The sequence below is a fragment of the Methanogenium cariaci JCM 10550 genome (assembly GCF_001315945.1).
In the GTDB taxonomy this organism is placed as follows: Archaea; Halobacteriota; Methanomicrobia; order Methanomicrobiales; family Methanomicrobiaceae; genus Methanogenium; species Methanogenium cariaci.
On the sequence record NZ_BBBG01000021.1, the window covers coordinates 13,650 to 34,469 of the forward strand.

Genomic DNA, 20,820 nt, shown 5'->3' on the forward strand with positions numbered 1-20,820 from the left:
AATATGGCAGTTGAAACTATGACCATTGAAGTCGCACAGGCATCGGCAGTTGGATTTAAGGCAATTGGTGCAGGTCTCGCAGTAGGCCTTGCCGGTATGGGTACCGGTCTCGCACAGCTCGGTATTGGTGGCGCAGCAGTTGGTGCAACCGCAGAGAACAAAGAGATGTTCGGTCTCGCATTGCTCTTTACGGTTATTCCGGAGACAGTCGTTATCTTTGGTCTTGTTATCGCACTCCTGCTCTTATTCTGAGGACTGACGAATGGCATTGGATGCTGTAGTCGGTGAAATCCGGGACAAGGGCATCAGGGAGTCCGAGGCGATCAAGAGCGAAGCCAAGGCGGAAGTCAGCGTAATCCTTGCAGAGGCACAGGAGCAGGTCATCGCGATCAAGACGGCAGTGGAAGAGGAGGTTAATCGCCAGAAGGGCTATATCATGGCCCAGGAGGTTGCCGCCGCCAATCTGTCCGTGAAGCGTGAGACGCTCAATGCCCAGAAGGACGTCCTCGATGAGGTCTACGCCCGGGTCGTCGCAGATATTGCGGCGCTGCCGGAGGAATTCCACCGAAAGGCCGTCCGCGAACTCTGCAAGTCCGCGGCAAAAGAGCTTGGCGAAGGAGTCTTCTACTGCAATGAACGTGACGTTCATGCGGTTGAGGACGCGCTATCGAGCCTGAAGACCCTGTCCGGGTTCTCACTGGCAGGAACAAAAGACATATCCGGCGGTATCATCGCGGAGAGTGCGGACGGAGCGCTGCAGCTTGACTGCAGTTACTCCACCTTCATCTCCGAAGTATGGGAGTCCGGATTAAAGGATGCATCAGATATCCTGTTTCGGTAGGTATGGGGGGGGATATATACATGAGTTCAGTTAGCACAACTGGCCCTGCTCCCTACATCTATTCGAGCACCCGTATGCGTGTCCGGAAGGCAAAGCTGATCGGTCACGACGAATATATGCGGATGCTCAATATGAGCCTGCCCGAGATCACCCGTGCTATTGAGGAGATGGAGTATAAGGCGGAGATTGATGAGCTTGCCTCATCGTTCTCCGGTCTTGACCTTGTTGAGGTCGCTCTTTCCTGGAACCTTGCAAAGGAGTTCCAGAATGTCCTCGGTATCATGCCCGGTCTGATCAAGAAGTTCACGGCAAGCTACCTGCAGCACTGGGATATCTATAATGTCCTCACCATTCTCCGCGGCAAGACCCAGGGGGGGTCCGTGCGGGGGGGAAAATAAAAGAGGTCCTTATCCCGGCAGGCAGCCTTGACCGTGTCGTTCTCGACCGTCTCCTGGCGGAGGATTCACCCGAGCGTATCGTAGAGGCCCTGTCTTCATGGTCCCTCTACCCGGTACTCGAGCGTGAGTTCCCTGCTGCAATGGAGAAGGGTGCATTCGGCGATCTTGAAAATGAACTTTTCAAGGCGTTTTATCGCTATATTCTCAAGCAGACATCAAGTGGAGTGAAGGGCGGGAAACCGTTCCGCGACTACCTGAAGCTTGAGATAGACCTCCTGAACATCAAGACGGTCGTTCGCCTCCATAAGGGCAATGTCCGGGAAGATGTGCGTGTGCTGATGGTCGAAGGCGGCAGTTTATCGGTTGATGAACTGGTTCGTCTGGCCTCTTCAGAGAGCATGGAGGAGATTCTTGAAGGGATCAAGAAGCGGTATCCGGAAGGCCCCCCCATTGGGGGGGAGCTGATGGATGCGGCTGACAAGAGCATGCCGCTGCATGAGATGGAGAATGCTCTCACGCGGGTGATGCTCGATCAGATGGACCGTATCTCGAAGAGATATCCGTTCTCTATCTGTCCGACCCTTGTCTACCTGAAGCGCAAGCGCTACGAGGTGGCAAACCTCCGGGCGATTGCCCGTGGTAAGGAGTCCGGACTTCCCGGAGAGACGATCGCCGAATTTCTGGTGGTGTGATAGGTAATGGAGATAGCAGTAGTCGGAAACAGTGACTTTATTCTCGGGTTCAGGCTTGCGGGTGTCGAAAAGACCGTGGCCGCCGAGGATGACGCTTCACTCACGGATGCCGTGACCCGGCTGATGGCGGATGAGACCGTGGCGATACTGGTCATCCGCAGCAGCGATATGGGGACGCCTTCCTGAGCGCTGCAGGCGGAGCTTGGCGAGTCTGTCAAGCCAACCGTCGTGTCAATCGGCGGAGAGGTCGGCGGGGGGGTATCAATGCGTGATAAAATTAAGAGAGCAGTGGGTGTTGATTTGTGGAAGTGAAAGAAAATTCGAACGGAATACTTAAGCGCATCTCCGGGCCGGTTGTCACCGCAGTCGGTCTGAATGCACACATGTATGATGTGGTGCAGGTCGGAGACGAGAAGCTTATGGGTGAGGTCATCAGGATTGAGGAAGACAGAACCATCATCAGGTCTACGAGAATACCTCCGGTATCAGACCGGGAGAACCTGTCTCGAACACCGGCCTCTCTCTGGCAGTTGAGCTCGGACCGGGCCTTCTGACCAGTATCTATGATGGAATCCAGCGTCCGCTGGAGGTCCTTGTTGACAAGATGGGCAATTTCATTGAGCGGGGGGGTGTAACCGCACCCGGTCTCTCGCATGAGAAGCTTTGGGAATTTGTCCCGACGGTCAAGAAGGGCGACACCGTGGTACCAGGTATGGTCATCGGTGAAGTACAGGAGACCAACATTCTCACCAAGATCATGGTCTCCCCGCGGTCGAAAGGCGGTAAGGTAACCGAGATCAAGTCCGGTGAGTTCACCATCGACGATGTGGTCTGCACCCTCGACACTGGTGAAGAGATTAAGATGATGCAGGTCTGGCCTGTACGTGTTCCACGTCCGGTGACAGAAAAGCAGAATCCGGACATTCCGCTGGTCACCGGTCAGCGTATCCTCGACGGTCTTTTCCCCATTGCAAAGGGCGGTACCGCCGCTATTCCCGGTCCGTTCGGATCCGGAAAGACGGTCACCCAGCAGGCACTGGCAAAGTGGTCTGACGCACAGATTGTGGTCTACATCGGCTGCGGTGAACGCGGTAACGAGATGACCGAAGTTCTGACCGAGTTCCCTGAGCTTGAGGACCCGAAGTCCGGAAAGCCTCTGATGGAGAGAACGGTGCTCATTGCAAACACGTCCAACATGCCTGTTGCCGCACGTGAAGCAAGTGTATACACCGGTATCACCATCGCAGAGTACTTCCGTGATATGGGATTCGATGTCTCTTTGATGGCAGATTCAACCTCCCGCTGGGCAGAAGCAATGCGTGAAATTTCTTCACGTCTTGAAGAGATGCCCGGTGAAGAGGGATATCCTGCATACCTTGCAGCCCGTCTGTCCGAGTTCTATGAGCGTGCCGGTCATGTCGAGACTCTGAACCATGAGTCCGGATCGGTTACCGTTATCGGTGCGGTTTCCCCCCCGCCCGGTGGTGACTTCTCTGAACCGGTTACACAGAACACGCTTCGTATCGTGAAGTGTTTCTGGGCACTGGACGCAAAGCTGTCCCAGCGCCGTCACTTCCCTGCAATCAACTGGCTGAACTCATACTCGCTCTACCTGGACACTCTGTCCTCATGGTATGACGAGAATGTGTCACCGGAGTGGAATGGTCTGCGTGTCTGGGCGATGGAAGTCCTCCAGAAGGAAGCAGAACTGCAGGAAATCGTGCAGCTCGTCGGTTCCGACGCACTGCCTGATGAAGAGCAGATCACCATTGAAGTGGCTCGTATGCTGCGTGAAATTTTCCTTCAGCAGAATGCGTTCGACCCGGTCGACACCTACTGTTCGACGGAAAAGCAGTATGACATCATGAAGTCCATCAAGGTCTACGCAGAACTTGCTTACGGCGCCCAGAGAATTGGCGTGCCACCGGCAAAGATCGTGACAATCGTTTCGAAGAACGATCTGCCACAGGTGAAGTTCATGAAGGACTACAAGAGCGAGATTGTCCGCATTACCAAGGCAATGGAAGCTGAAGTCGGCACCCTCAGGGAGGCATACCAGAAATGAAAGAATATCGCACGATCAACAAGATCGCAGGCCCGCTCGTCTTTGTAGAAAAGACCGAGCCGGTCGGCTACGAAGAGCTTGTCAACATCGTCCAGTCAGATGGTACGGTGAAGCGTGGTCAGGTGCTCGATACGTCTGATGATTTCGTGGTTGTTCAGGTCTTTGAGTCCACTGCCGGTATCGGTAAGGACTCTGGTGTCCGCTTTACCGGCGAGACCATCAAGATGCCTGTCGGCCGTGACATGCTCGGACGTATCCTGTCCGGTGCAGGTAAGCCCAAGGACGGCGGCCCGGAGATTGTTCCGGAGAAGCGCCTCGACATCGGCGGAGCGGCGATTAACCCCCCCTACGCCCGTCAGTCACCTGCGGATTTCATCCAGACCGGTATTTCCACCATCGACGCGACAAACACGCTTGTGCGTGGTCAGAAGCTCCCGATTTTCTCGGGATCCGGTCTGCCCCCCCACAACGAAATTGCGCTGCAGATTGCCCGTCAGGCACGGGTGCCCGGCTCCACTGAGGAGTTTGCGGTGGTATTCGCTGCAATGGGTATCACGAAGGAAGAAGAGAACCAGTTCATGGCTGACTTCGAGCGCACGGGTGCTCTCGAACACGCTGTGGTGTTCCTGAACCTTGCAGATGACCCGGCAGTCGAGCGTATCATCACGCCCCCCCGTCTGGCACTGACCACCGCTGAGTACCTGGCATTCGAGCTGGGTTACCATGTGCTGGTTATCCTCACCGATATGACCAATTATTGTGAGGCTCTCCGTCAGATCGGAGCGGCCCGTGAGGAAGTGCCCGGACGTCGTGGATATCCGGGATACATGTACACCGATCTTGCATCGCTCTATGAGCGTGCCGGTCTGATCAAGGGCGAGAAGGGATCCGTGACCCAGTTGTCCATCCTTACGATGCCCGGTGACGATATCACGCACCCGATTCCTGATCTGTCCGGATATATTACGGAAGGCCAGATTGTGGTCAACCGTGATCTCCACCGGAAGGGTATCTACCCGCCGATCAATGTGCTGCCATCCCTTTCCCGTCTGATGAACAACGGTATCGGCGAGGGCAAGACCCGTGACGATCACAAGAAGGTCTCTGACCAGATGTATGCAGGCTATGCGGAAGGAAACGATCTCCGTGGACTTGTCGCCATTGTCGGTAAGGACGCACTCTCGGATCGTGACCAGCGGCTTCTTGAGTTCGCTGATCTCTTCGAGGGGGGGAAGTTTGTCCGCCAGGGCCATGACGAGAACCGGACGATTGAGGACTCACTCGATCTCGGATGGGAACTCTTGTCCACTCTGCCGGAAGAGCTGCTTGTCCGTATCGACCGTGACCTGATTCAGAAATACCACCCGAAGTACCGCAAACAGGGGGGGGCATAATCACCCATGGCGCTGAAAGATGTGAAACCAACCCGGTCCGAGCTGATTGGCCTCAAGAGGAGGGTCAAGCTCTCGGAGCGTGGCTACAACATCCTTAAAATGAAGCGCGACGGGCTGATCCTTGAGTTCTTCAAGGTGCTGGAAGAGGCGAAGGGAAGCCGGGACGCAGTCGGCGAGAAGTACGAGCGTGCCCAGCAGATGATTGCCCTTGCCAACACCGTTGAGGGAGCAATCGGGGTAAAAGCGGCGGCAATGTCTGTCCGTGAGAAACCCCCCCAGCTCACTTTAAAACAGAAGAATATCATGGGCGTTGTTGTCCCTGAGATCGAAGCGTCCAAGGTGAAAAAGAACCTTGCCGAGCGCGGCTATGGCGTGCTCGGGACATCCGCGGTCATTGATGAGACTGCGAATGCCTTTGAGGAACTGGTCGATGAGATCATCCGGGCTGCTGAGATTGAGACGACGATGAAGCGGCTCTTAAACGAAATCGAGAGCACGAAACGCCGTGTCAACGCACTTGAGTTCAAGGTTATTCCGGAACTCAAGGAAGCCTCTGCATTCATCAAAATGCGGCTTGACGAAATGGAACGGGACGAGCTCGTTCGCCTGAAGAAGATCAAGCGAAGAGTAAGGCCTGATTTTCTTTTTTTATTTCATTATAATTTCTTTACTCGTGTCTGCTTTTTTAAATAGGGCCTCACCAAGTTCTTTTAACTGGGCGGAAAAGGAATGCTCGGAATAACCTGCAAGAAATGCCAGTGCACAGTAAAACATGACTGTTTGTGGGGGGGTGAAAAGTTCTGTACTTGCAGGAACACCAGAAAGTGTCATGAGGCCGCCGGCAACAAAAAGGAATGAAAAAATTCCAAATATTATTCCTAATATAGGACGCAACATAAACCAACAGCAGAAATTCAAGTCAAAGTCATCTTTCCCAAGATGGTATGTGTATCCGAATATGCTGTACGCACATGCTCCAAGACCACCCGAACAGGCTATATATGGAATAATCTGTGCCAAATCATCAAAGGATCCATAAATCAAGTAGAGAATTATTGCAATCAAAATGATAGGGATCAATGCGATATATATCCCAATATTTCGTATTTTATTTACTTCTTCTTCAGTATATTTTTTGAGGCAAATTGTTGAAGTATTGCCGGCACTTACAGAAACATTTCTTGATATCTGACGACAATCTGGCAGATTTGCTTCTACTTTATGTAACCCCCCCGGCGTTATGTTTTCAAGAGTTGCAGGAGTTTTTTTTCCTGTATCCTTTCCGTCAAGCTTAACAGATACTCCATCAGGTATTGAGTTAACTATGATATTTCCGGTTTTATTTGTTTCAGAATCAGATGTATTCTCAGTCACACATTTCCCCCCCCATTTCATGGAAATCATTCTTTTTTGTAATATATCTTATGCACAATAATTGTTGCTGTAGCCGGGCAATTGCTGATGGTGCATCCGCAAATGGTGCAGTCCTTGGCGGGGAAGACAAATTTACCATTCTTGTTAAGCCATCGAATTCATTGACTTCAAACGAGGAGTTCTATATTGAGATCCGTCCGTCTTCCGGGGCATCATTTGCTCTGAAAAGAAGCGTTCCTTCAAGGATAAATAGTGTGAATCTCCTGTATTAGGATTTCAAATCACCATTTTATGGTGTCCTTATGAATCCAGTTAATGACAACTTTGGTGTTGCAATGTCTGTCCGTGAGAACCCCCCCCAGCTCACTTTAAAACAGAAGAATATCATGGGCGTTGTGGTCCCTGAGATTGAGTCCTCCAAGGTCCAGGAAGAACCTTGCCGAGCGCGGCTATGGCGTGCTCGGGACATCCGCGGTCATTGATGAGACTGCGAATGCCTTTGAGGAACTGGTCTATTGAGATCATTCGGGCTGCTGAGATTGAGACGACGATGAAGCGTCTCCTAAATGAAATCGAGAGCACGAAACGCCGTGTCAACACATCTAAGTTCACGGTGATTCCGGAGCTCAAGGAAGCCTCTGCATTCATCAAAATGCGGCTTGACGAAATGGAACGGGACGAAAACGTTTGCCTGAAGAAAATTAAGGCGAAGAGTAAGGCCTGATTTTCTTTTTTTTTTGTAATTATTCGTTAGAAGTTCCTGTAGGCAACTTTTCTGTGACGCACATAATAGATCGTGACGGTGTTTTCGTTATGGTTTACTGAATAAATAATGCGATAGTCACCGGAACGAATTCGGTAAAGATTCTCGGAGCCGGATAATTTTTTGGATTCGTGGGAGATGGGATCAACTGATAGATTTCCAATCCTGGAAAATATTGATTCGAGATGAATTGTGTCAATCCTGCGTAAATCTTTTTCAGCACTGGATTTGAATTCAACTGAATATTCAGTCATACACTTCTTCCGAGCCTCTTTTTCATCTCAGCTATGGAAAGGGTATCTTCATCCTTCCTCTCTGCAATAACCGTAAGATCGTGCAAATCTTCCTGCATTTGCTGATATTCGGAAAACGGCAGAATCACTGATATTTTGTTCCCGTTTTCATCAACGATATATTGTTGTGGTGAAGATTGCATGAATCAGTATCATGTTCTGAATGATATATATATTTCTGAAGGGATCGTCCGGGCGGTCGGGATTGAAACGACGATGAAACGTCTCTTACATGAGATCGAAAGTACGAAACGCCGTGTCAACGCACTTGAGTTCAAGGTTATTCCGGAGCTCAAGGAAGCCACTGCATTCATCACCATGCAACCTGACGAAATAGAACGAAACGAAAAGGTTCGCCTGAAGAAGATCAAAGCAAAGAGTAGGGCCTGGTCTCTTTTTTATTTCACAAGATATATCCGGTGGGGAATGAATGTCTCATTCAATGGTCAGTAAAAAAATATCGTTGCTTGTTTTGTCCTTGCTTTTTTTGGGAATCATTGTCTCAACAAGCTGTGGCTGTATTGAAACTGGTTCAGCGTCAGAACAGGTCGGAGATACTGATTTAGGTGTTGCTGTTGTCGAGCATGAGTACTTGTTTGGATTCATGGAACCCGAATATGATGCCAGAATATGGGTGGAGGGTGCTGACGTTGTCGATGTGCAGGGGATTACCGAATCTGAATTAGAGGGGTACTTAGACCAATATGTGAGGACGGATACTCCCCCCCCGAGGACTGTTGTTTACACCCCGGTCAACGCGGAACCATCCGGTTTGAAATTAATCGGAGAGGTATCCGGTCTGGATACCGACGGGGGGGGAGCGGCGGTTGACACCATACGATTTACCATCGGACTTACTGACGGTGGTTCTCCGGTGGATTTCAGCAGGGTGCAGATGGTGTTTGCTACCCGCAATGGTGTTGAAATCCTAAATCCGAGCAGTCCGATAGTCAGTGAAACCACAACGGCGGGACACTGGACGATTGCTGATGGTGCTCCATCAGATGATCTGGTTCTTGAAGGAAATGATACCTTTACCCTTTGTGTCATGCCTACGACGGCACTGCCTGCAAACCAACAATTCAACCTTGAGGTTCGTCCGTCTGTCGGGGGATCATTTGGTCTGGTAAGAACGGTTCCCGGAAAGATACATGCGGAAAATATCCTGAATTAGGATTCCCCCCCATCATTTTTTGAAGGGTGTATGAAGCCGGTGCGTGCACTCATCCGGGAAACACGGCGATTGAGGAAGAGCAGTCAGCTTTCCCGTTGATTCATTTCCCGTTTTCATCGGGGGATATCCTGTCGCGGTGAAGACTGCATGAACCCGAATTTCTGTTTTTGAATACCCGGATTCTTCCCGAAAGGATTTATCCGCTCTCCTGTTCCTTAAAAATCACGAAAACAAATTGTTTATTTCGAGTATATCCAAGTCATGAGTATGGGTGCTGTTTCATTGTCCGCGGTAAAGTTCTCCGTTATTCTTGTTGCGTTCTGTTGTATTCTCTTTGCCGGGTGTGTGGGGGGGTCGGGTGATTCATCTTCCCCCCCCGGAAGCTACCACTCCCGTTCCCCCCCCTGCTGAATCAGATCCTCAGCCATCAGAGACCGTTGCGAATACCATGGATGTCGTAACTCTTGGACCGGATGAAACCCTTACGGTTCAAAATCCACAGGTAAATGCTCAGGTTTCCGTAGATGGGGGGGTCATCAGGGGGAGCCGTGCAGATACCATTGTTGCTGAAAGTGATGCTGAAAGTAATCTGTTCAGTTCAGAACCCGTTCACGGGTATGAGTATCTGATGGTTCATATCCGTATCAAAAATACTGATGATTATTCCCTGGCCGTAAGTCCGTATTTTGATCTCCCGGTATATGTGTCCGGGGTCAGTTATAATGAGGAAAATCTTGAGCTCGAAGGGTATCCGGTGCTGGAACCAACGACTCTCCTTTCCAATGAAGAGATACACGGATGGATGGTCTATATGGTTCCGGTTGGGGGGGAGAGTGCCGAATTGGCATATGAACCTCTCCTTCCGGATGAACCTCTGGGATTCATTCGCCTGAGCTGATGTCTGAATCTCCCGGATAACATCTTTTTATCCGGCACTATTTCTTCCATCTTTATGATCGTATGCGTTATCGTGCCTCTTGGTGAGCCATCGTGATCTCTCCACACGGCAGGGTTGCCGGTGGCCTTTCCTGTCTCCCATCCCTTTATATCTGAATCTGTCAAACGGGATGGATAGATGAATGGTCCGGACATGGATGGGTTCTTCCACCGGGAGGGAATCGAGGTCTTCGCCGAGGTGGGTATTGCCGATATTCCCGCTCCCGACCGGGATTACGTATCTGAATTTCTTCCCGGTGCAGGCTCGGTGATTATATTCGCCAGGGAGATTCCTGCTCCCGTCTACCGGATGCCGCCGAAAGAAAAAACGGGGGGGGAGATGCTGAAGATCGCCGAGGCGCTGGACAAAACTGCGGTCAGCCTGTCCGGTCTCCTGAAAGAATCAGGTATCCCCCCCGCCCGGCCGGTTCCTCTGTATCTGCCGGTAACGATCACCGACGGGAGAGTCCGGGGGCTCGTCCGGTTAAAAAAGATCGCCGCTGCCGGAGGGCTGGGGGAGATTGGCAAAAGCTCTCTGCTCCTCACCCCCCCGCAATACGGGCCACGGGTTTTTATCAGCGGGGGGGTGGTGACCGGGCATGCGGTTCCGGGAACACAGAATGGTGATGCCGAAAAAGAAACGGTCGTTCCTGCCCCCCCCGCTCTGCACCGGCTGCGGGCTCTGCGTGAAGCACTGTCCCGGAAACGCCTTCGGGCCCGACGGGGTGGACGCGTTTCGCTGCCTGACCATCCGGCCGTGGGTGCCTCCCGTGGTTGTTCCGCTGGCAAAGTGGCTGCTGGGACGCCCGATGCTCCTCAGGTGTGTGGCTCCCCTCGCCCCCCCGTATATCGCACGGGTTGCAACGATGCCATGCAGCGAGTGTGTGACCGGCTGTCCCCGGTTTTAGGATTCTTTCCGCCTCTGATGGGCGGCGGCCGGGGACTATTGCGATTGCGTCCCGATACGTTTCCGGCATTTCGAAAATAAAATTAAATATACTTCGTTAACAAATAATTCCGGATGAGTAAACGTATCAGTGCAATTTCCGTTGCCCTTCTGGTTCTTTTCTTTGCGGCAGCATTATCACCGCAGGATGTACCGACAATTCCGCCCCCCCGTGAATGCGACCCCCCCGACCGTCAACGTGACCCCCCCGGCAGTCACTGCCAATGTGACCGCCACACCGACCGAAGTGCCAATTGAAGCATCCGCAACCACCTTCGACGGAACCGGCAACGGAAACGTCACCATCACCGTCCCCCTTGCGAAGGGTGCCAATCTTCTGACCTTCACACAGGAGACCACTGCCGAGAGCACTGTCTCTGTCGAGACAGAGAAGGACTACATCAGCGTGAAGAATACTTTCAATGAAGCTGTTTCTGAAGAGTCGATGAAAGCGACCATGAAGGATGGCGCATACTACTGGAGCCAGGCATTTATGCTTGAAGAGGATGCAGACGCCACCGTGCAGGTCGAGACCACCGGAAACTGGACCATTGATTTCGGATTCCCCCAGCAGATCAACGGCATTGTGCCCCAGACATTCACCGGAGCTGCCAACAAGGCAACACCCTTCTTCCAGATCAACGAGGGAACCTACAACTTCTCCATCATTGCAGCAAACAATGACGTTGTCGGCGTCCACCTGATGGATTTCTCCGGAAATGACATTCAGGAAAACGACCGTGAGATGCCTCTGGCGTTCCACGAAGGTGCCTACGATGATGTGGTGACGATGAAAATCAACGAGAGCAACAATTATCTCTTTAATGTCATCTGTGACGGAAACTGGACGGTTTCCGTTGCAGAAGCCTGATAATTTTTGATCTTATCTTTTTTTCCGGCAGAATTCTGCTGTATCCGTGAGTGTTAGGGGTGCCTGTAACAGGAAAACCGGTGGTCAGGCTTTCCGGCAGTTCTGTTGGTGTGGTGGATGAATCTCATGAAGGAATTTTTTGATTGAGATGAAACATCAAAAACCGGAGAAAATATACTTCCGCTGAAATTGAAAACATCAAAAAACTATTGGGCATCAGTATATTCAGACAGAATTCCCTCTGAAAAACGATGCCGGAAGGCAAAAGAATGGGGAATACCCGGGCCACCCGCAAATGAAAATGATGACATGGTAACGGAAACAGGAGGGAATGAATGAGTAGTGAATTGATTTATATCGGTCTGGGCCTGATCATCGGTCTTGGCATCTCGATGCAGTGGCTGGCAAAGATCCTCAGAGTTCCGGGGATTCTCCTGCTTTTGCCTGCCGGAATGATTGTCGGCCCGGTACTGGGGGGGCTGGTAGACCCACAGGAAATCTTTGGAGATGCCTTATTTCCCCTGGTGACCGTCGGTGTGGGAATTTTATTGTTGAAGGGCGGACTGGAGCTTCGTCTGAATAATCTGAAACCCAGTATGAGCCGTTCGGTCTGGCGTCTGGTAACGGTCGGGGGGGCGGTTGTGACACTGGCCATCGGCACTGTTGCTGCACTGTTACTCTTTCATGTCCCGTTCCCGCTGGCATTTCTGTTGTCCGCTCTTTTGGTGGTATCCGGCCCCACCGTGGTCGGGCCAATCCTGAGCTTTGCCCGCCCGAAGGAACCGGTAGGCACAATTTTGCTCTGGGAAGGGATTATCATCGACCCGATTGGCGCTGCTCTTGCGGTGGCCGCGATCAGTTTTATTACTGCTGAAAATCCTGACCCGTTCCTGGATATATTTTTGACCATGGTGGTGGGCGTGATTATTGGTATTGTGGCAGCCTTGTGCTACACCTACTCGGATCGTACCCGCAATATACCCAAAGGACTGGGCAGTCTCATTGCTTTGATGCTGGTAATAGTGGCTGTCACCGTGGGAGAGCTGATCTTTTCAGAGGCGGGTCTCTTTGCCGCGTTAACCATGGGGTTTGTCATCGCAAACCAGCGCCTGACACCATTTGGCAGCATACGCGTCCTGACGGAAACCCTGGAACCGCTGATCATCGGTATTCTGTTCATCATGCTGGCTGCCATGGTTGATCTCTCTGCCATGGGCCAGTATCTTCTCCCCCCCGCTCTGGCTCTGGTGGGGGTATATGTACTCGTTGTCCGACCGCTGGTGGGTTTCCTGGCCACCCGTGGTCTGGGGGGGTATAGTCATGCACAGCGGATATTTATCGGAGCGCTGCACCCGCGGGGGGGGATTGTGGCGGCGGCTACTGCTTCCCTGTTCGCCCTGAATTTAACCGAAGTGGGGGGGGTTGATTTTCCTGAGATGGTTCCCGTTGTCTTCATTGTGATACTGGCGACTGTCGTGATCTACGGACTGGGCACTCCGGTTCTCTCCCGTGTGCTGAAGATTGCAGACCCGGAACCCACTGGCATTGCTATCTATGGGGAACAACTCTGGGCTCTTGATCTGGCATCGGCCCTGCATACGGCAGGAGCAACGGTTATGCTGCTGGCACCGGGCAGTAAGGGACTCCAGAGTGTCGCGGACTCCGGAAAAATACCGTTTGAATCCTATACCGGTTCTTTGGTTGATCTGGGGGGGATGAAGAAATTCCGGACGATGCCCATCTGTTTAAACAGAAAATTCAGTGGCTCCTGATCGCGTCTTCTAATAAAGACAGCATCGGGTCGGCTGCGAAAGCATTTTCCGATTCTCTTGGATTTGAACAGATGATCATATTCGGAAGGGAACGGGATCTGCAGGACAGATGGGTTTTTGGAGGGAGAGTTGATATTCTGACGAAAACTCCCTACGGCCTTTTTGGTCGAAAAGAGGATGAACTGCTGGACATGCTTGACAATGGCTATCGTTTCAGGGCCATCGACAGGAGAGAACAGCCGGAAGAGGGCGGAACTCCTGAAGGAACAGAACCGTTTATGAGGGTGAACCGTGACGGAACGCTTGCCGTGCCCGGAAGTGATTCGCGTCTTGAGGACGGAGAGTTCCTGATTATCGTCACCCCCCAAAACAGGATCTGCCACAAAAATGAGAGATATTGATTGAAATCTGACCGGGTGGGTTCATCGGCTGAAATCCCGCTCCGGCAGCAAAAAAGAACCGAACTCTCTATTCCGTTGGGTAGATGAGGGAAGACCGGTACTGGTCATACGATGTTCTCCGGTCTAAGCGGCACATCCATTGTTATTCTGTTGTTTTCCGCTCCTGTTCTGCCTGTTTTATCTTCTCCGTGAACTGCTGCTCTTCTGCAACGACCCATGGCAGGCCCGGCCTGCATGACAGGATGACCAGGGCGAATGCGAGAAAACTGATGAGACTCATGAACATTCCTGTGCCTGTGCCATCCGTATTCCACTGGTGAATAAGAACAGGAAGAAGGCCATGGTGATGAGGACGACGTATTGTTTGAGGGGGGGTGAATCCCGTGCAACCATCACATACATTCCCGGAAGGACGTGCCGGAGCAGGTAGTAGAGCATGATCAAAACAAGAGGAGTCCCCCACAACAAGGGTAATCCAGGGGGGGTTGAGTCCCAGGCCATGGTTGATGTTGCCGATGTCGCCATGGAGGGAAAATGCCCGTATCGGCATATAGGCAATCAGTTCTGCCAGGTTCACGACGATGAACCAGAATACGAGGTGATACGCCCACTTTTTCTGAAGCAGCGTGCGGGACAGCAGAGTTTTGGACAGCATTGTGCGGGACAGCAGGAGATATATCCCCCCCCGGTGACAACAATCGCGTGGAAGATCAGCGGCATCACCGCGATTATTGCAGCATGCACACCCTCTCCTGCTGCAAAGAGGGCTGAATATTCAACCCCCCCTTCGTCCCAGCCGGTGAGGGTGATGGGATTTCCCCCCCAGTATATTGCAAGAGGATCGGCCATGTTTCCAAGGAAGAATGCGGTTATGCTGTGGATGTGTTCGTGCATGATGACGATGAGGGTCTGGTAAGAGAAATAGGTTGCAAGAACAATGAGCAGGTATACAAAGGCGTCCCGGATTTCCTGCTTTCTGTTCATGAAACCGGATGGAGTCATATGTTTGTCTTTCGTTTTTGTGATACTAAGTGGTATGGGGGGGTGATTGGTTGAATGATTGATGGGTGTTGAATAATTGACGGGGGGGGTGGGGGGGGCGGTATGGGTATTAATTATGGGGTATTAATACGGTCAACGGCGGGTTAATTTTCCGGGATTGTTTTGGTGAGAGGGTGGGTTTTGGGACGATGGTTTCTTCCGGGGATGGGTGGCTCACCCCGGCCCGTGGATTGCATGGGTGGGGGGGTGGTGATGGGGGGGTGAGGTTTGGGTTGTTGGAATTGTTCGAATTATTAGAGTGCCAATGACAGTTGCTTTCGTTGTTATATCTGATGAATTCAACAGAGCCGAATAAAAAATAATCTAACAATATATTATATGACATACATATCAAAACATCATCAGATAATCATCACTCATCCGGTGTTGATAGTCCCAATAAACCCCATTATATTTTTGCGCAACCTCTTTCACATCAGGACCCTGGAAATAGTTAAAAATCGATTTCGGAAGATGATTCAAGGATACCTGCGGTGTATGATGAATCTCTTTTGCAAATAACTGGAACATAATTTGCATCTGCTCCTCGTTAATCGTTAATTTTTGTTTGAGGAGGACTCCATTATCAGATCGTTCAACAATTCCAAAATGCTCGAGCGTCTGGACGAATGAACGCAATGCCCGTGTAACAATATCCCGTTCACCAAACGAGTCTACCATTTTTTCCTTTAAGAGCGTCTGATTAATCGTATCACCAAAGTCATATAGTCTGAATATGTGACGAGATATTTTGATGAGAGTATCGGTATTCCCGATGAGATACATCAAGTATATTGGTTTCATAAACTCAGGATCATATTTCTCACTTAATTTTTTTAATTCAAGATTTTTCCTAACGCAATATCGATTATTAGGATCTCTGATGAAGCAACGGAATAATACCGTTCGAACCTTACGTTTTCCCTCTTTCCCGGTCAATTCACAGGCAATATCTTCAAATGGAAGAGTGAGTTCAGATAGCTTTTGTCCAGGTTTTGCCAAAAGGAGACTTTCATATATCCAATGCGGCCGCAATGGTCGATCAAATCCTATCACTTCGTCACCTCAACAAACGGAATAATTACTTCTTCAATATTAATTCCACCATGACTGATGACATATTCCCCTTCTTTCCCAAACATCTCCCTTTTTTTGGAAATACAACTACACTAGAACCGAAAATGTCATTTTTCAAATATTTGTGGACATTTTATGGGAGACAAAATCATCAGCAAGTTCTTCATTGGGATAAAGCAATGCTCTACGTGCTCCATCTTCTTTCAGATATTTTTCAGCACGTGAACCATTGCCCCTGCACCATATCGTTCCATGATCTGATCCAACAAATATTCGATAACCTTCGTCTAACAAATTTTGAAAAATTTCAAATAATTTGGATTCATTTATCGCAATGGACAATTTTTTCTGCATTAATCGCTTCGAATTTCCAACATATTTTTCAGCGTGAGCACAATCATCAACAATATTGATGATAATTCCAATATTGTCGTAATTTATGTAATTCGGATTCCATTCAGGCTTTGCATTATAATAGAAATGTATTGCGTTTGGATCGAAATTTTTCCAGTTTTTGATTATATAGTTACGAAAACCCTTGTCTTCGTATGTTAAATTCTCAATAGTCTTTTCTCCACAATACAGTGCTCTTCGTGAAGTATGTGTCAATGTTGGAAGAAGTGCATAGAGAGAGTGTTCCCTAAACCCGTTAATTCCATGCCGTACGAGATACTCCTTTATCAGATACCATTCCTGGAATGCCATTCCGTCAAAACAGATAAGAGCATTCTTCTCTTCATTCTGATGGCCAATATATTCCATGACCTTGTTAATGGTAACCGGACCTTCGTGAGTTGTTGCAAAGAACTGATCTTTGTAATGAGATAAGATGTGAGTCTCAAATTTTTCACAAATGGCAGAATCAAGTTCAGAATATTCATCAATCGTAATGTCATTGGTGTCGCAAATGTACAGGAGCTTCCCCCCCCAGTATTGTGCTACTTCCATCCAATTCGGATTTTCATCCGCAAGAAGAACCCTGATGGTTTCAATGAGTTCATTTATCTCAATGCCTTTTGTTCCGGTTTCAACCCATTCCTGAACAAGGTTCCGTGTTTCATCTTCATTGAAAACACCTTTAGGAATGGTTTGAGAAGTATATTCCCGATAAATTATGTCCAGTAAATTGAGAGGAAATTCTTTGATTACTGTCGTGTCAATATTCGGAAAAACATCTGTTAGACTCCATTCTATTCGTTCGGATTGTCTCTCAATATGATACTGCAACTGCCTATTTTCAGACAAAATTATGAGAACAGGCTTGTTATCCAAAGTATAAAGTGCCTTTTCGAGTTCAATATCATTTTTGTAGTGATGGATGACGTACGTTTGACTGAGTTTATTCCTGAGGTCATCAGCCGAAACCAGATTATCAGGGTCGACAATTATGATAATATCATTATATGCTTCGCGGAGTTTTTCCAGCAACTGTTTATACCAATGTTTGTCTGTCATTATTGAAACTCCACATATGCAATTTGATTACAGGCAACGCCGGAACAAGCTGTCTCTTCTGCAAATTGAGATTTTCTTGGCGGAATTTATCATGCGATAGTTCCCTGAGCTTGCTGTCACGAATATTTGGAACAGCAATCCTCCGAATTGAAGTTTCCTTATCAAGGAAATATTGCTGCATTTTCTCTTCCCTTTTTTTGAGGTTATTTTCCAGGGTCACTTTATATTCGTAGAATATACTCTCAGCATTTTGATTTGCACTGCTTTGAACCACTTCAGGAAATGACTGCAGATTCAGAGGGATTACATTGCTTACAAGAGTATGTGCCTGAATGTGTGAAGCATCTGAAAAATAATGTGAGATGCGACTGTTGAACTTCCCTTTAGTATCCATAAAAATGGGAATAATATACCGCTTTTCCGGATCCAGGTTGTTGGTAATGGTAAGAGTATAATTGAAAAGATAGCCCTTCTGGCTGAAAATTTGCTTTCATCAATAACAAGTTTTGAGGCTTTTGAATCGTCAAGAGAAGAATCGAGTTCTGAAATTATTCCCTTAATATACGGGTGTGCAAAACTGAATAATTCATACTCTTCATTTTCGAGAGACAGATTCTGATCGAAAATAACATTTGAAATCTTTTTTCGTGATTTGGGATCCTCAAAATAGTAGACCTGGTTTTTCTTTTTGTACTCGGTGAGTTCTTTATTCTGGATGGTGAGATAAGACTCAATCAAACGCCTTACCCAGTGTCCCTGTTGACAGAGGTCATGTTCAGAAATCCCCAGGCTTTCATCGAGGTTTGAGTATGGCAGTGTCAAATCACCGCTGGCGATAATTTCTTTAGCACGATTGTAGATCTCTTCTGCTATTGCATCAAGGTCCTGTGCCTCAAATTTCCGTTTCCGTACGGCATCAATGTAAATCTTTTCAAAACTGAATTCATCCTCTAGCGTGCTTAATATGTCTGCAAGCTTGTCTTCCCCCCCGTCGTTGAATTCACTTTTCACTTTTTCAAGTTTTGTCTCAATTACTTCCCGGACTCGTTGTTCAACAGTCTCTCCAATCAGGAAATTAACAATTTTCACATCATGATCCTGCCCAATACGATCAATTCTGCAATTCTCTGTTCCAGCCGCATTGGATTCCAGGGAAGGTCATAATTAATCATTATCCGGCAGAACTGCAGGTTGATACCTTCTCCTCCTGCATCGGTTGATATCAGAATCTGTGCTGAATTCTGGAAATTCAGTTTCTCTTTTGTCTTCTCTTCCAGCGACAAACCACCGTTAATCAAAGCGGTTGTATATCCCAGATTCTGCAGATTTTCATTGAGATAATTCTGTGTTTCAACAAATTCGGTAAAGATGATGAACTTGAGAGTTGGCTCATTCTCACGGATTTTGAACTCATCCAGAATATCAAGCAGTTTCCGGAACTTGGCATCATTTCTGCCGGTCATTGCTCTCTTCGCTAAAGACACACAGTTCCTGAGCATAGAGATTTCCAGTTCAATGGCACTATTCTCTCTGAAAACAGTTTTGCATACAGCAGACTGAGACAATTCTGCAAGCTGATGTTCGGGATTATGCTCTTCAATATCGTCTATGAATTCTATATTCGTTTGAAGAGTTTCACAGGATTCGGTATGTGTATCCTCCAGAATGTTGAGCCTTTTGGAAAGTGCAGTGTATATTGAACGTGAACTGCTGCTTGCCATCCTCTGGTAGATCAACAAGAGAAACATCATTGTTCTGTTCTGTTCTCTGACCGCAAGATCGTAAAAATGCGAGACATAATCCGTGATGGATTCATACAGTTCAGTTTCGATTTTGTCGTCTTTTTCATCCCAGTTAATTATTTTGAGTGATGTGAGACGGTGTTTAAATATGCGGTTTCCTTTGAAATCAACAACTGCCCGTTTGTTATTCCGGACCGTGACACTCCGGACATTGTCCGGGGGTAATATCGCATTCCTTGTAAAACTGGTAGGGATCTATCAGGGTAAGAAGATTTCTGAATTTTGCTGTATCACCCTGGTGCGGTGTTGCAGAGAGAAGGAGCATAAAGGGGGTCGCTTCTGCCAATGCTTTTCCAAGCCGGTAACGTGCGGTTTCATTCCCGGATTCATCCTTTGTTAGCTTGTGAGCTTCATCGATGATGACAACATCAAATCCCACATGTACTGCTGCCTCATAGACACTGGTATTATGCCGCATACGGTTTTCATTCGTTCTTTCACCGAGTTCCTCATTCATATTCCTGGGTTTGAGGTAGTCTATTGATGTGATGATGGTATCCGTGAGTTTCCAGATGTTTGTTTCCTGGCCATGTAATTGTTGAAGCGTTTTGATAGTATCACGGTCATATATGGCAAAGTCTTCTCCAAACTTTGATTTCATCTCGTCCTGCCACTGCAGACAGAGACTGGACGGAGCTACAATAAGTGCCCGTTTAGCAATATTTCTGGCTTTTAGTTCTTCAAATATCAGTGCTGCTTCAATGGTTTTTCCCAGACCCACTTCATCGGCAATGAGTGCCCGCGGTTTGAACTGGTCAAGGACAAAATTTACTGCCAGAATCTGGTGGGGGGGAAGTGGAATGATCTTGAAATTGGCAGCAGACTGGATGAGTCCCTGTGTGGATGCTGCGGTAATCTGATCATGTAACAACCGAAGGAGGAACTGGTCCGCTGACACAAACCTGCCGGCAGAAAAGGCCGCATCGGGCGTGTCCCGGACCATCAGATCTGAGACAGGAAGGGTGAGTTTTTCCATTGACTTCTCAAAGAAGACATCGGCATAGGTTTCACCAAACACTTCGTTGATGCTGATGACAGTTCCGGTTCCTTTTTCCGGATAGGTTGTGCTGGTTACGACATCACCAATAAAAATAAAACCAACTCCTCAATTATATTAATGCAATTATTTTATTCTTCAATTGAGTAATCTTTGCTTCGTCAATTTGCCCATCATGATACTGCCACATGAGATTCAGCGGTTTTAGGTCATTTCTTGTGCCGCGGGGGGGTTTATGAACACCTAAAAAGGATTCAATATCTCCATTAAATGAGTCAATTTTGTATGTCTGCTCATTTTTTGTATGGTTTATATAATCATTTATGTACTTCTGGTGCGGTTTGTCGCTATCCAGGTCAAAAAGCACAGAATGTCGAATCCCCAAACAATTGAAAAGATTCATAAATTTGTGTATGTGATATTTCCCTCCGCTTTCGAGGACATACACTTTTTTTGAACCAAATTCCTGATTCCATCCTGTTCGAATCATGTAATCGATAAACCGTTTTTCTGTAGGCCCTTCACAGA

General features: G+C 48.5%; 22 protein-coding genes and 5 pseudogenes. 15 read left to right on the plus strand and 12 right to left on the minus strand.

All coding sequences use genetic code 11. The features are described from left to right. Positions 1-3: 3 nt before the first annotated feature. From JCM10550_RS13700 to JCM10550_RS13730, 7 genes and pseudogenes are all read left to right on the plus strand, one after another. Positions 4-252 carry an ATPase gene (locus JCM10550_RS13700; protein ID WP_062399938.1) on the plus strand — a complete coding sequence of 83 codons (249 nt, stop codon included), beginning with the start codon at positions 4-6 and terminating at the stop codon, positions 250-252. 10 nt (positions 253-262) lie between these two features. Further along, positions 263-841, plus strand: coding sequence for a V-type ATP synthase subunit E family protein (locus JCM10550_RS13705; protein ID WP_062399940.1), 579 nt, complete (start codon positions 263-265; stop codon positions 839-841). A gap of 20 nt (positions 842-861) precedes the next feature. Continuing rightward, positions 862-1,931 (plus strand): annotated as a pseudogene (locus JCM10550_RS13710) (V-type ATP synthase subunit C). A 6-nt stretch (positions 1,932-1,937) separates the two neighbouring features. After that, positions 1,938-2,243, plus strand: a pseudogene (locus JCM10550_RS13715) (V-type ATP synthase subunit F). After that, positions 2,234-3,996: pseudogene (locus tag JCM10550_RS13720) on the plus strand (V-type ATP synthase subunit A). Before JCM10550_RS13715 ends, JCM10550_RS13720 begins: the two co-directional pseudogenes overlap by 10 nt. Next, positions 3,993-5,390 carry a V-type ATP synthase subunit B gene (locus tag JCM10550_RS13725; protein WP_062399942.1) on the plus strand — a complete coding sequence of 466 codons (1,398 nt, stop codon included), beginning with the start codon at positions 3,993-3,995 and terminating at the stop codon, positions 5,388-5,390. The pseudogene JCM10550_RS13720 and the gene JCM10550_RS13725 overlap by 4 nt, the downstream one beginning before the upstream one ends. Positions 5,391-5,396: 6 nt before the next feature. Then, positions 5,397-6,083 (plus strand): V-type ATP synthase subunit D, encoded by a 687-nt coding sequence (locus JCM10550_RS13730; RefSeq protein ID WP_062399944.1) that lies wholly within the window; start codon positions 5,397-5,399, stop codon positions 6,081-6,083. On the opposite strand, the gene JCM10550_RS13735 is transcribed toward JCM10550_RS13730, so the two are convergent. Further along, the gene (locus tag JCM10550_RS13735) at positions 6,039-6,764 is read right to left on the minus strand and encodes a PEGA domain-containing protein (protein WP_172673921.1); all 726 of its coding nucleotides are present in this window, start codon (positions 6,762-6,764) and stop codon (positions 6,039-6,041) included. The genes JCM10550_RS13730 and JCM10550_RS13735 overlap by 45 nt on opposite strands. Positions 6,765-7,096: 332 nt before the next feature. Here JCM10550_RS13735 and JCM10550_RS13740 point away from each other — a divergent pair. Further along, a pseudogene (locus tag JCM10550_RS13740) lies at positions 7,097-7,488 on the plus strand (V-type ATP synthase subunit D); the annotation flags it as partial. A gap of 289 nt (positions 7,489-7,777) precedes the next feature. Here the strand turns inward: JCM10550_RS13740 and JCM10550_RS13750 are convergent. Continuing rightward, positions 7,778-7,963: a hypothetical protein gene (locus tag JCM10550_RS13750; protein WP_062399950.1), complete on the minus strand. Its 186-nt coding sequence runs from the start codon at positions 7,961-7,963 to the stop codon at positions 7,778-7,780. A 37-nt stretch (positions 7,964-8,000) separates the two neighbouring features. On the opposite strand from JCM10550_RS13750, the pseudogene JCM10550_RS13755 reads away from it, so the two are divergent. The 7 genes and pseudogenes from JCM10550_RS13755 to JCM10550_RS20815 form a co-directional block, all read left to right on the plus strand. Further along, positions 8,001-8,273, plus strand: a pseudogene (locus tag JCM10550_RS13755) (V-type ATP synthase subunit D); the annotation flags it as partial. Next, entirely contained in the window at positions 8,263-8,994 is a 732-nt protein-coding gene (locus JCM10550_RS13760; protein WP_062399954.1) for a hypothetical protein, read from the plus strand. The pseudogene JCM10550_RS13755 and the gene JCM10550_RS13760, both read left to right, overlap by 11 nt. Before the next feature lie 358 nt (positions 8,995-9,352). After that, the gene (locus JCM10550_RS13765) at positions 9,353-9,892 is read left to right on the plus strand and encodes a DUF4352 domain-containing protein (RefSeq protein WP_218185221.1); all 540 of its coding nucleotides are present in this window, start codon (positions 9,353-9,355) and stop codon (positions 9,890-9,892) included. A gap of 177 nt (positions 9,893-10,069) precedes the next feature. After that, positions 10,070-10,918: a hypothetical protein gene (locus JCM10550_RS23475; RefSeq protein ID WP_062399958.1), complete on the plus strand. Its 849-nt coding sequence runs from the start codon at positions 10,070-10,072 to the stop codon at positions 10,916-10,918. A 49-nt stretch (positions 10,919-10,967) separates the two neighbouring features. Then, the gene (locus JCM10550_RS13775; protein ID WP_157200297.1) at positions 10,968-11,747 is read left to right on the plus strand and encodes a hypothetical protein; all 780 of its coding nucleotides are present in this window, start codon (positions 10,968-10,970) and stop codon (positions 11,745-11,747) included. 335 nt (positions 11,748-12,082) lie between these two features. Then, the gene (locus JCM10550_RS13780) at positions 12,083-13,519 is read left to right on the plus strand and encodes a sodium:proton antiporter (RefSeq protein ID WP_218185222.1); all 1,437 of its coding nucleotides are present in this window, start codon (positions 12,083-12,085) and stop codon (positions 13,517-13,519) included. Positions 13,520-13,590: 71 nt separating this feature from the next. Next, positions 13,591-13,920 (plus strand): hypothetical protein, encoded by a 330-nt coding sequence (locus tag JCM10550_RS20815; RefSeq protein ID WP_218185223.1) that lies wholly within the window; start codon positions 13,591-13,593, stop codon positions 13,918-13,920. 142 nt (positions 13,921-14,062) lie between these two features. Here JCM10550_RS20815 and JCM10550_RS23480 read toward each other — a convergent pair whose 3' ends face one another. The 10 genes from JCM10550_RS23480 to JCM10550_RS20820 all read right to left on the minus strand — a co-directional run bounded on the left by JCM10550_RS23480 (position 14,063) and on the right by JCM10550_RS20820 (position 20,659). After that, positions 14,063-14,200: a hypothetical protein gene (locus JCM10550_RS23480; protein ID WP_245619244.1), complete on the minus strand. Its 138-nt coding sequence runs from the start codon at positions 14,198-14,200 to the stop codon at positions 14,063-14,065. Further along, entirely contained in the window at positions 14,197-14,445 is a 249-nt protein-coding gene (locus JCM10550_RS23485; RefSeq protein WP_245619246.1) for a hypothetical protein, read from the minus strand. The genes JCM10550_RS23480 and JCM10550_RS23485 overlap by 4 nt, the downstream gene beginning before the upstream one ends. A gap of 48 nt (positions 14,446-14,493) precedes the next feature. Then, on the minus strand, positions 14,494-14,922 hold the full coding sequence (locus tag JCM10550_RS23490; RefSeq protein ID WP_245619248.1) for a hypothetical protein: 429 nt from the start codon (positions 14,920-14,922) through the stop codon (positions 14,494-14,496). A gap of 390 nt (positions 14,923-15,312) precedes the next feature. Next, positions 15,313-16,017: a hypothetical protein gene (locus JCM10550_RS13790; protein WP_062399965.1), complete on the minus strand. Its 705-nt coding sequence runs from the start codon at positions 16,015-16,017 to the stop codon at positions 15,313-15,315. A 135-nt stretch (positions 16,018-16,152) separates the two neighbouring features. Next, positions 16,153-17,493 (minus strand): PglZ domain-containing protein, encoded by a 1,341-nt coding sequence (locus JCM10550_RS13795; RefSeq protein WP_083475535.1) that lies wholly within the window; start codon positions 17,491-17,493, stop codon positions 16,153-16,155. Next, entirely contained in the window at positions 17,471-17,767 is a 297-nt protein-coding gene (locus JCM10550_RS19880; RefSeq protein WP_062399969.1) for a hypothetical protein, read from the minus strand. Before JCM10550_RS19880 ends, JCM10550_RS13795 begins: the two co-directional genes overlap by 23 nt. 38 nt (positions 17,768-17,805) lie before the next feature. Continuing rightward, positions 17,806-18,582, minus strand: coding sequence for a hypothetical protein (locus tag JCM10550_RS19885; RefSeq protein ID WP_062399972.1), 777 nt, complete (start codon positions 18,580-18,582; stop codon positions 17,806-17,808). Then, on the minus strand, positions 18,579-18,956 hold the full coding sequence (locus JCM10550_RS19890; protein WP_172673923.1) for a helicase-related protein: 378 nt from the start codon (positions 18,954-18,956) through the stop codon (positions 18,579-18,581). The genes JCM10550_RS19885 and JCM10550_RS19890 overlap by 4 nt, the downstream gene beginning before the upstream one ends. Positions 18,957-19,419: 463 nt before the next feature. Continuing rightward, a complete protein-coding gene (locus JCM10550_RS19895) occupies positions 19,420-20,313 on the minus strand; it encodes a DEAD/DEAH box helicase (protein ID WP_062399975.1) in 894 nt (297 codons plus the stop codon). A gap of 91 nt (positions 20,314-20,404) precedes the next feature. Continuing rightward, positions 20,405-20,659 carry a hypothetical protein gene (locus JCM10550_RS20820; protein ID WP_218185224.1) on the minus strand — a complete coding sequence of 85 codons (255 nt, stop codon included), beginning with the start codon at positions 20,657-20,659 and terminating at the stop codon, positions 20,405-20,407. Positions 20,660-20,820: the final 161 nt, after the last annotated feature.

Bases quoted from the DNA above. Each gene is read 5' to 3' on its own strand.
- JCM10550_RS23490 (WP_245619248.1), bottom strand. From the start codon at position 14,922: ATGACTCCATCCGGTTTCATGAACAGAAAGCAGGAAATCCGGGACGCC.
- JCM10550_RS13780 (WP_218185222.1), top strand. From the start codon at position 12,083: ATGAGTAGTGAATTGATTTATATCGGTCTGGGCCTGATCATCGGTCTT.
- JCM10550_RS19890 (WP_172673923.1), bottom strand. From the start codon at position 18,956: ATGACCGGCAGAAATGATGCCAAGTTCCGGAAACTGCTTGATATTCTG.
- JCM10550_RS13705 (WP_062399940.1), top strand. From the start codon at position 263: ATGGCATTGGATGCTGTAGTCGGTGAAATCCGGGACAAGGGCATCAGG.
- JCM10550_RS13730 (WP_062399944.1), top strand. From the start codon at position 5,397: ATGGCGCTGAAAGATGTGAAACCAACCCGGTCCGAGCTGATTGGCCTC.
- JCM10550_RS13760 (WP_062399954.1), top strand. From the start codon at position 8,263: ATGGTCAGTAAAAAAATATCGTTGCTTGTTTTGTCCTTGCTTTTTTTG.
- JCM10550_RS13750 (WP_062399950.1), bottom strand. From the start codon at position 7,963: ATGCAATCTTCACCACAACAATATATCGTTGATGAAAACGGGAACAAA.
- JCM10550_RS23480 (WP_245619244.1), bottom strand. From the start codon at position 14,200: ATGAGTCTCATCAGTTTTCTCGCATTCGCCCTGGTCATCCTGTCATGC.
- JCM10550_RS13795 (WP_083475535.1), bottom strand. From the start codon at position 17,493: ATGACAGACAAACATTGGTATAAACAGTTGCTGGAAAAACTCCGCGAA.
- JCM10550_RS20815 (WP_218185223.1), top strand. From the start codon at position 13,591: ATGATCATATTCGGAAGGGAACGGGATCTGCAGGACAGATGGGTTTTT.
- JCM10550_RS23475 (WP_062399958.1), top strand. From the start codon at position 10,070: ATGAATGGTCCGGACATGGATGGGTTCTTCCACCGGGAGGGAATCGAG.
- JCM10550_RS13700 (WP_062399938.1), top strand. From the start codon at position 4: ATGGCAGTTGAAACTATGACCATTGAAGTCGCACAGGCATCGGCAGTT.
- JCM10550_RS13725 (WP_062399942.1), top strand. From the start codon at position 3,993: ATGAAAGAATATCGCACGATCAACAAGATCGCAGGCCCGCTCGTCTTT.
- JCM10550_RS23485 (WP_245619246.1), bottom strand. From the start codon at position 14,445: ATGGCGACATCGGCAACATCAACCATGGCCTGGGACTCAACCCCCCCT.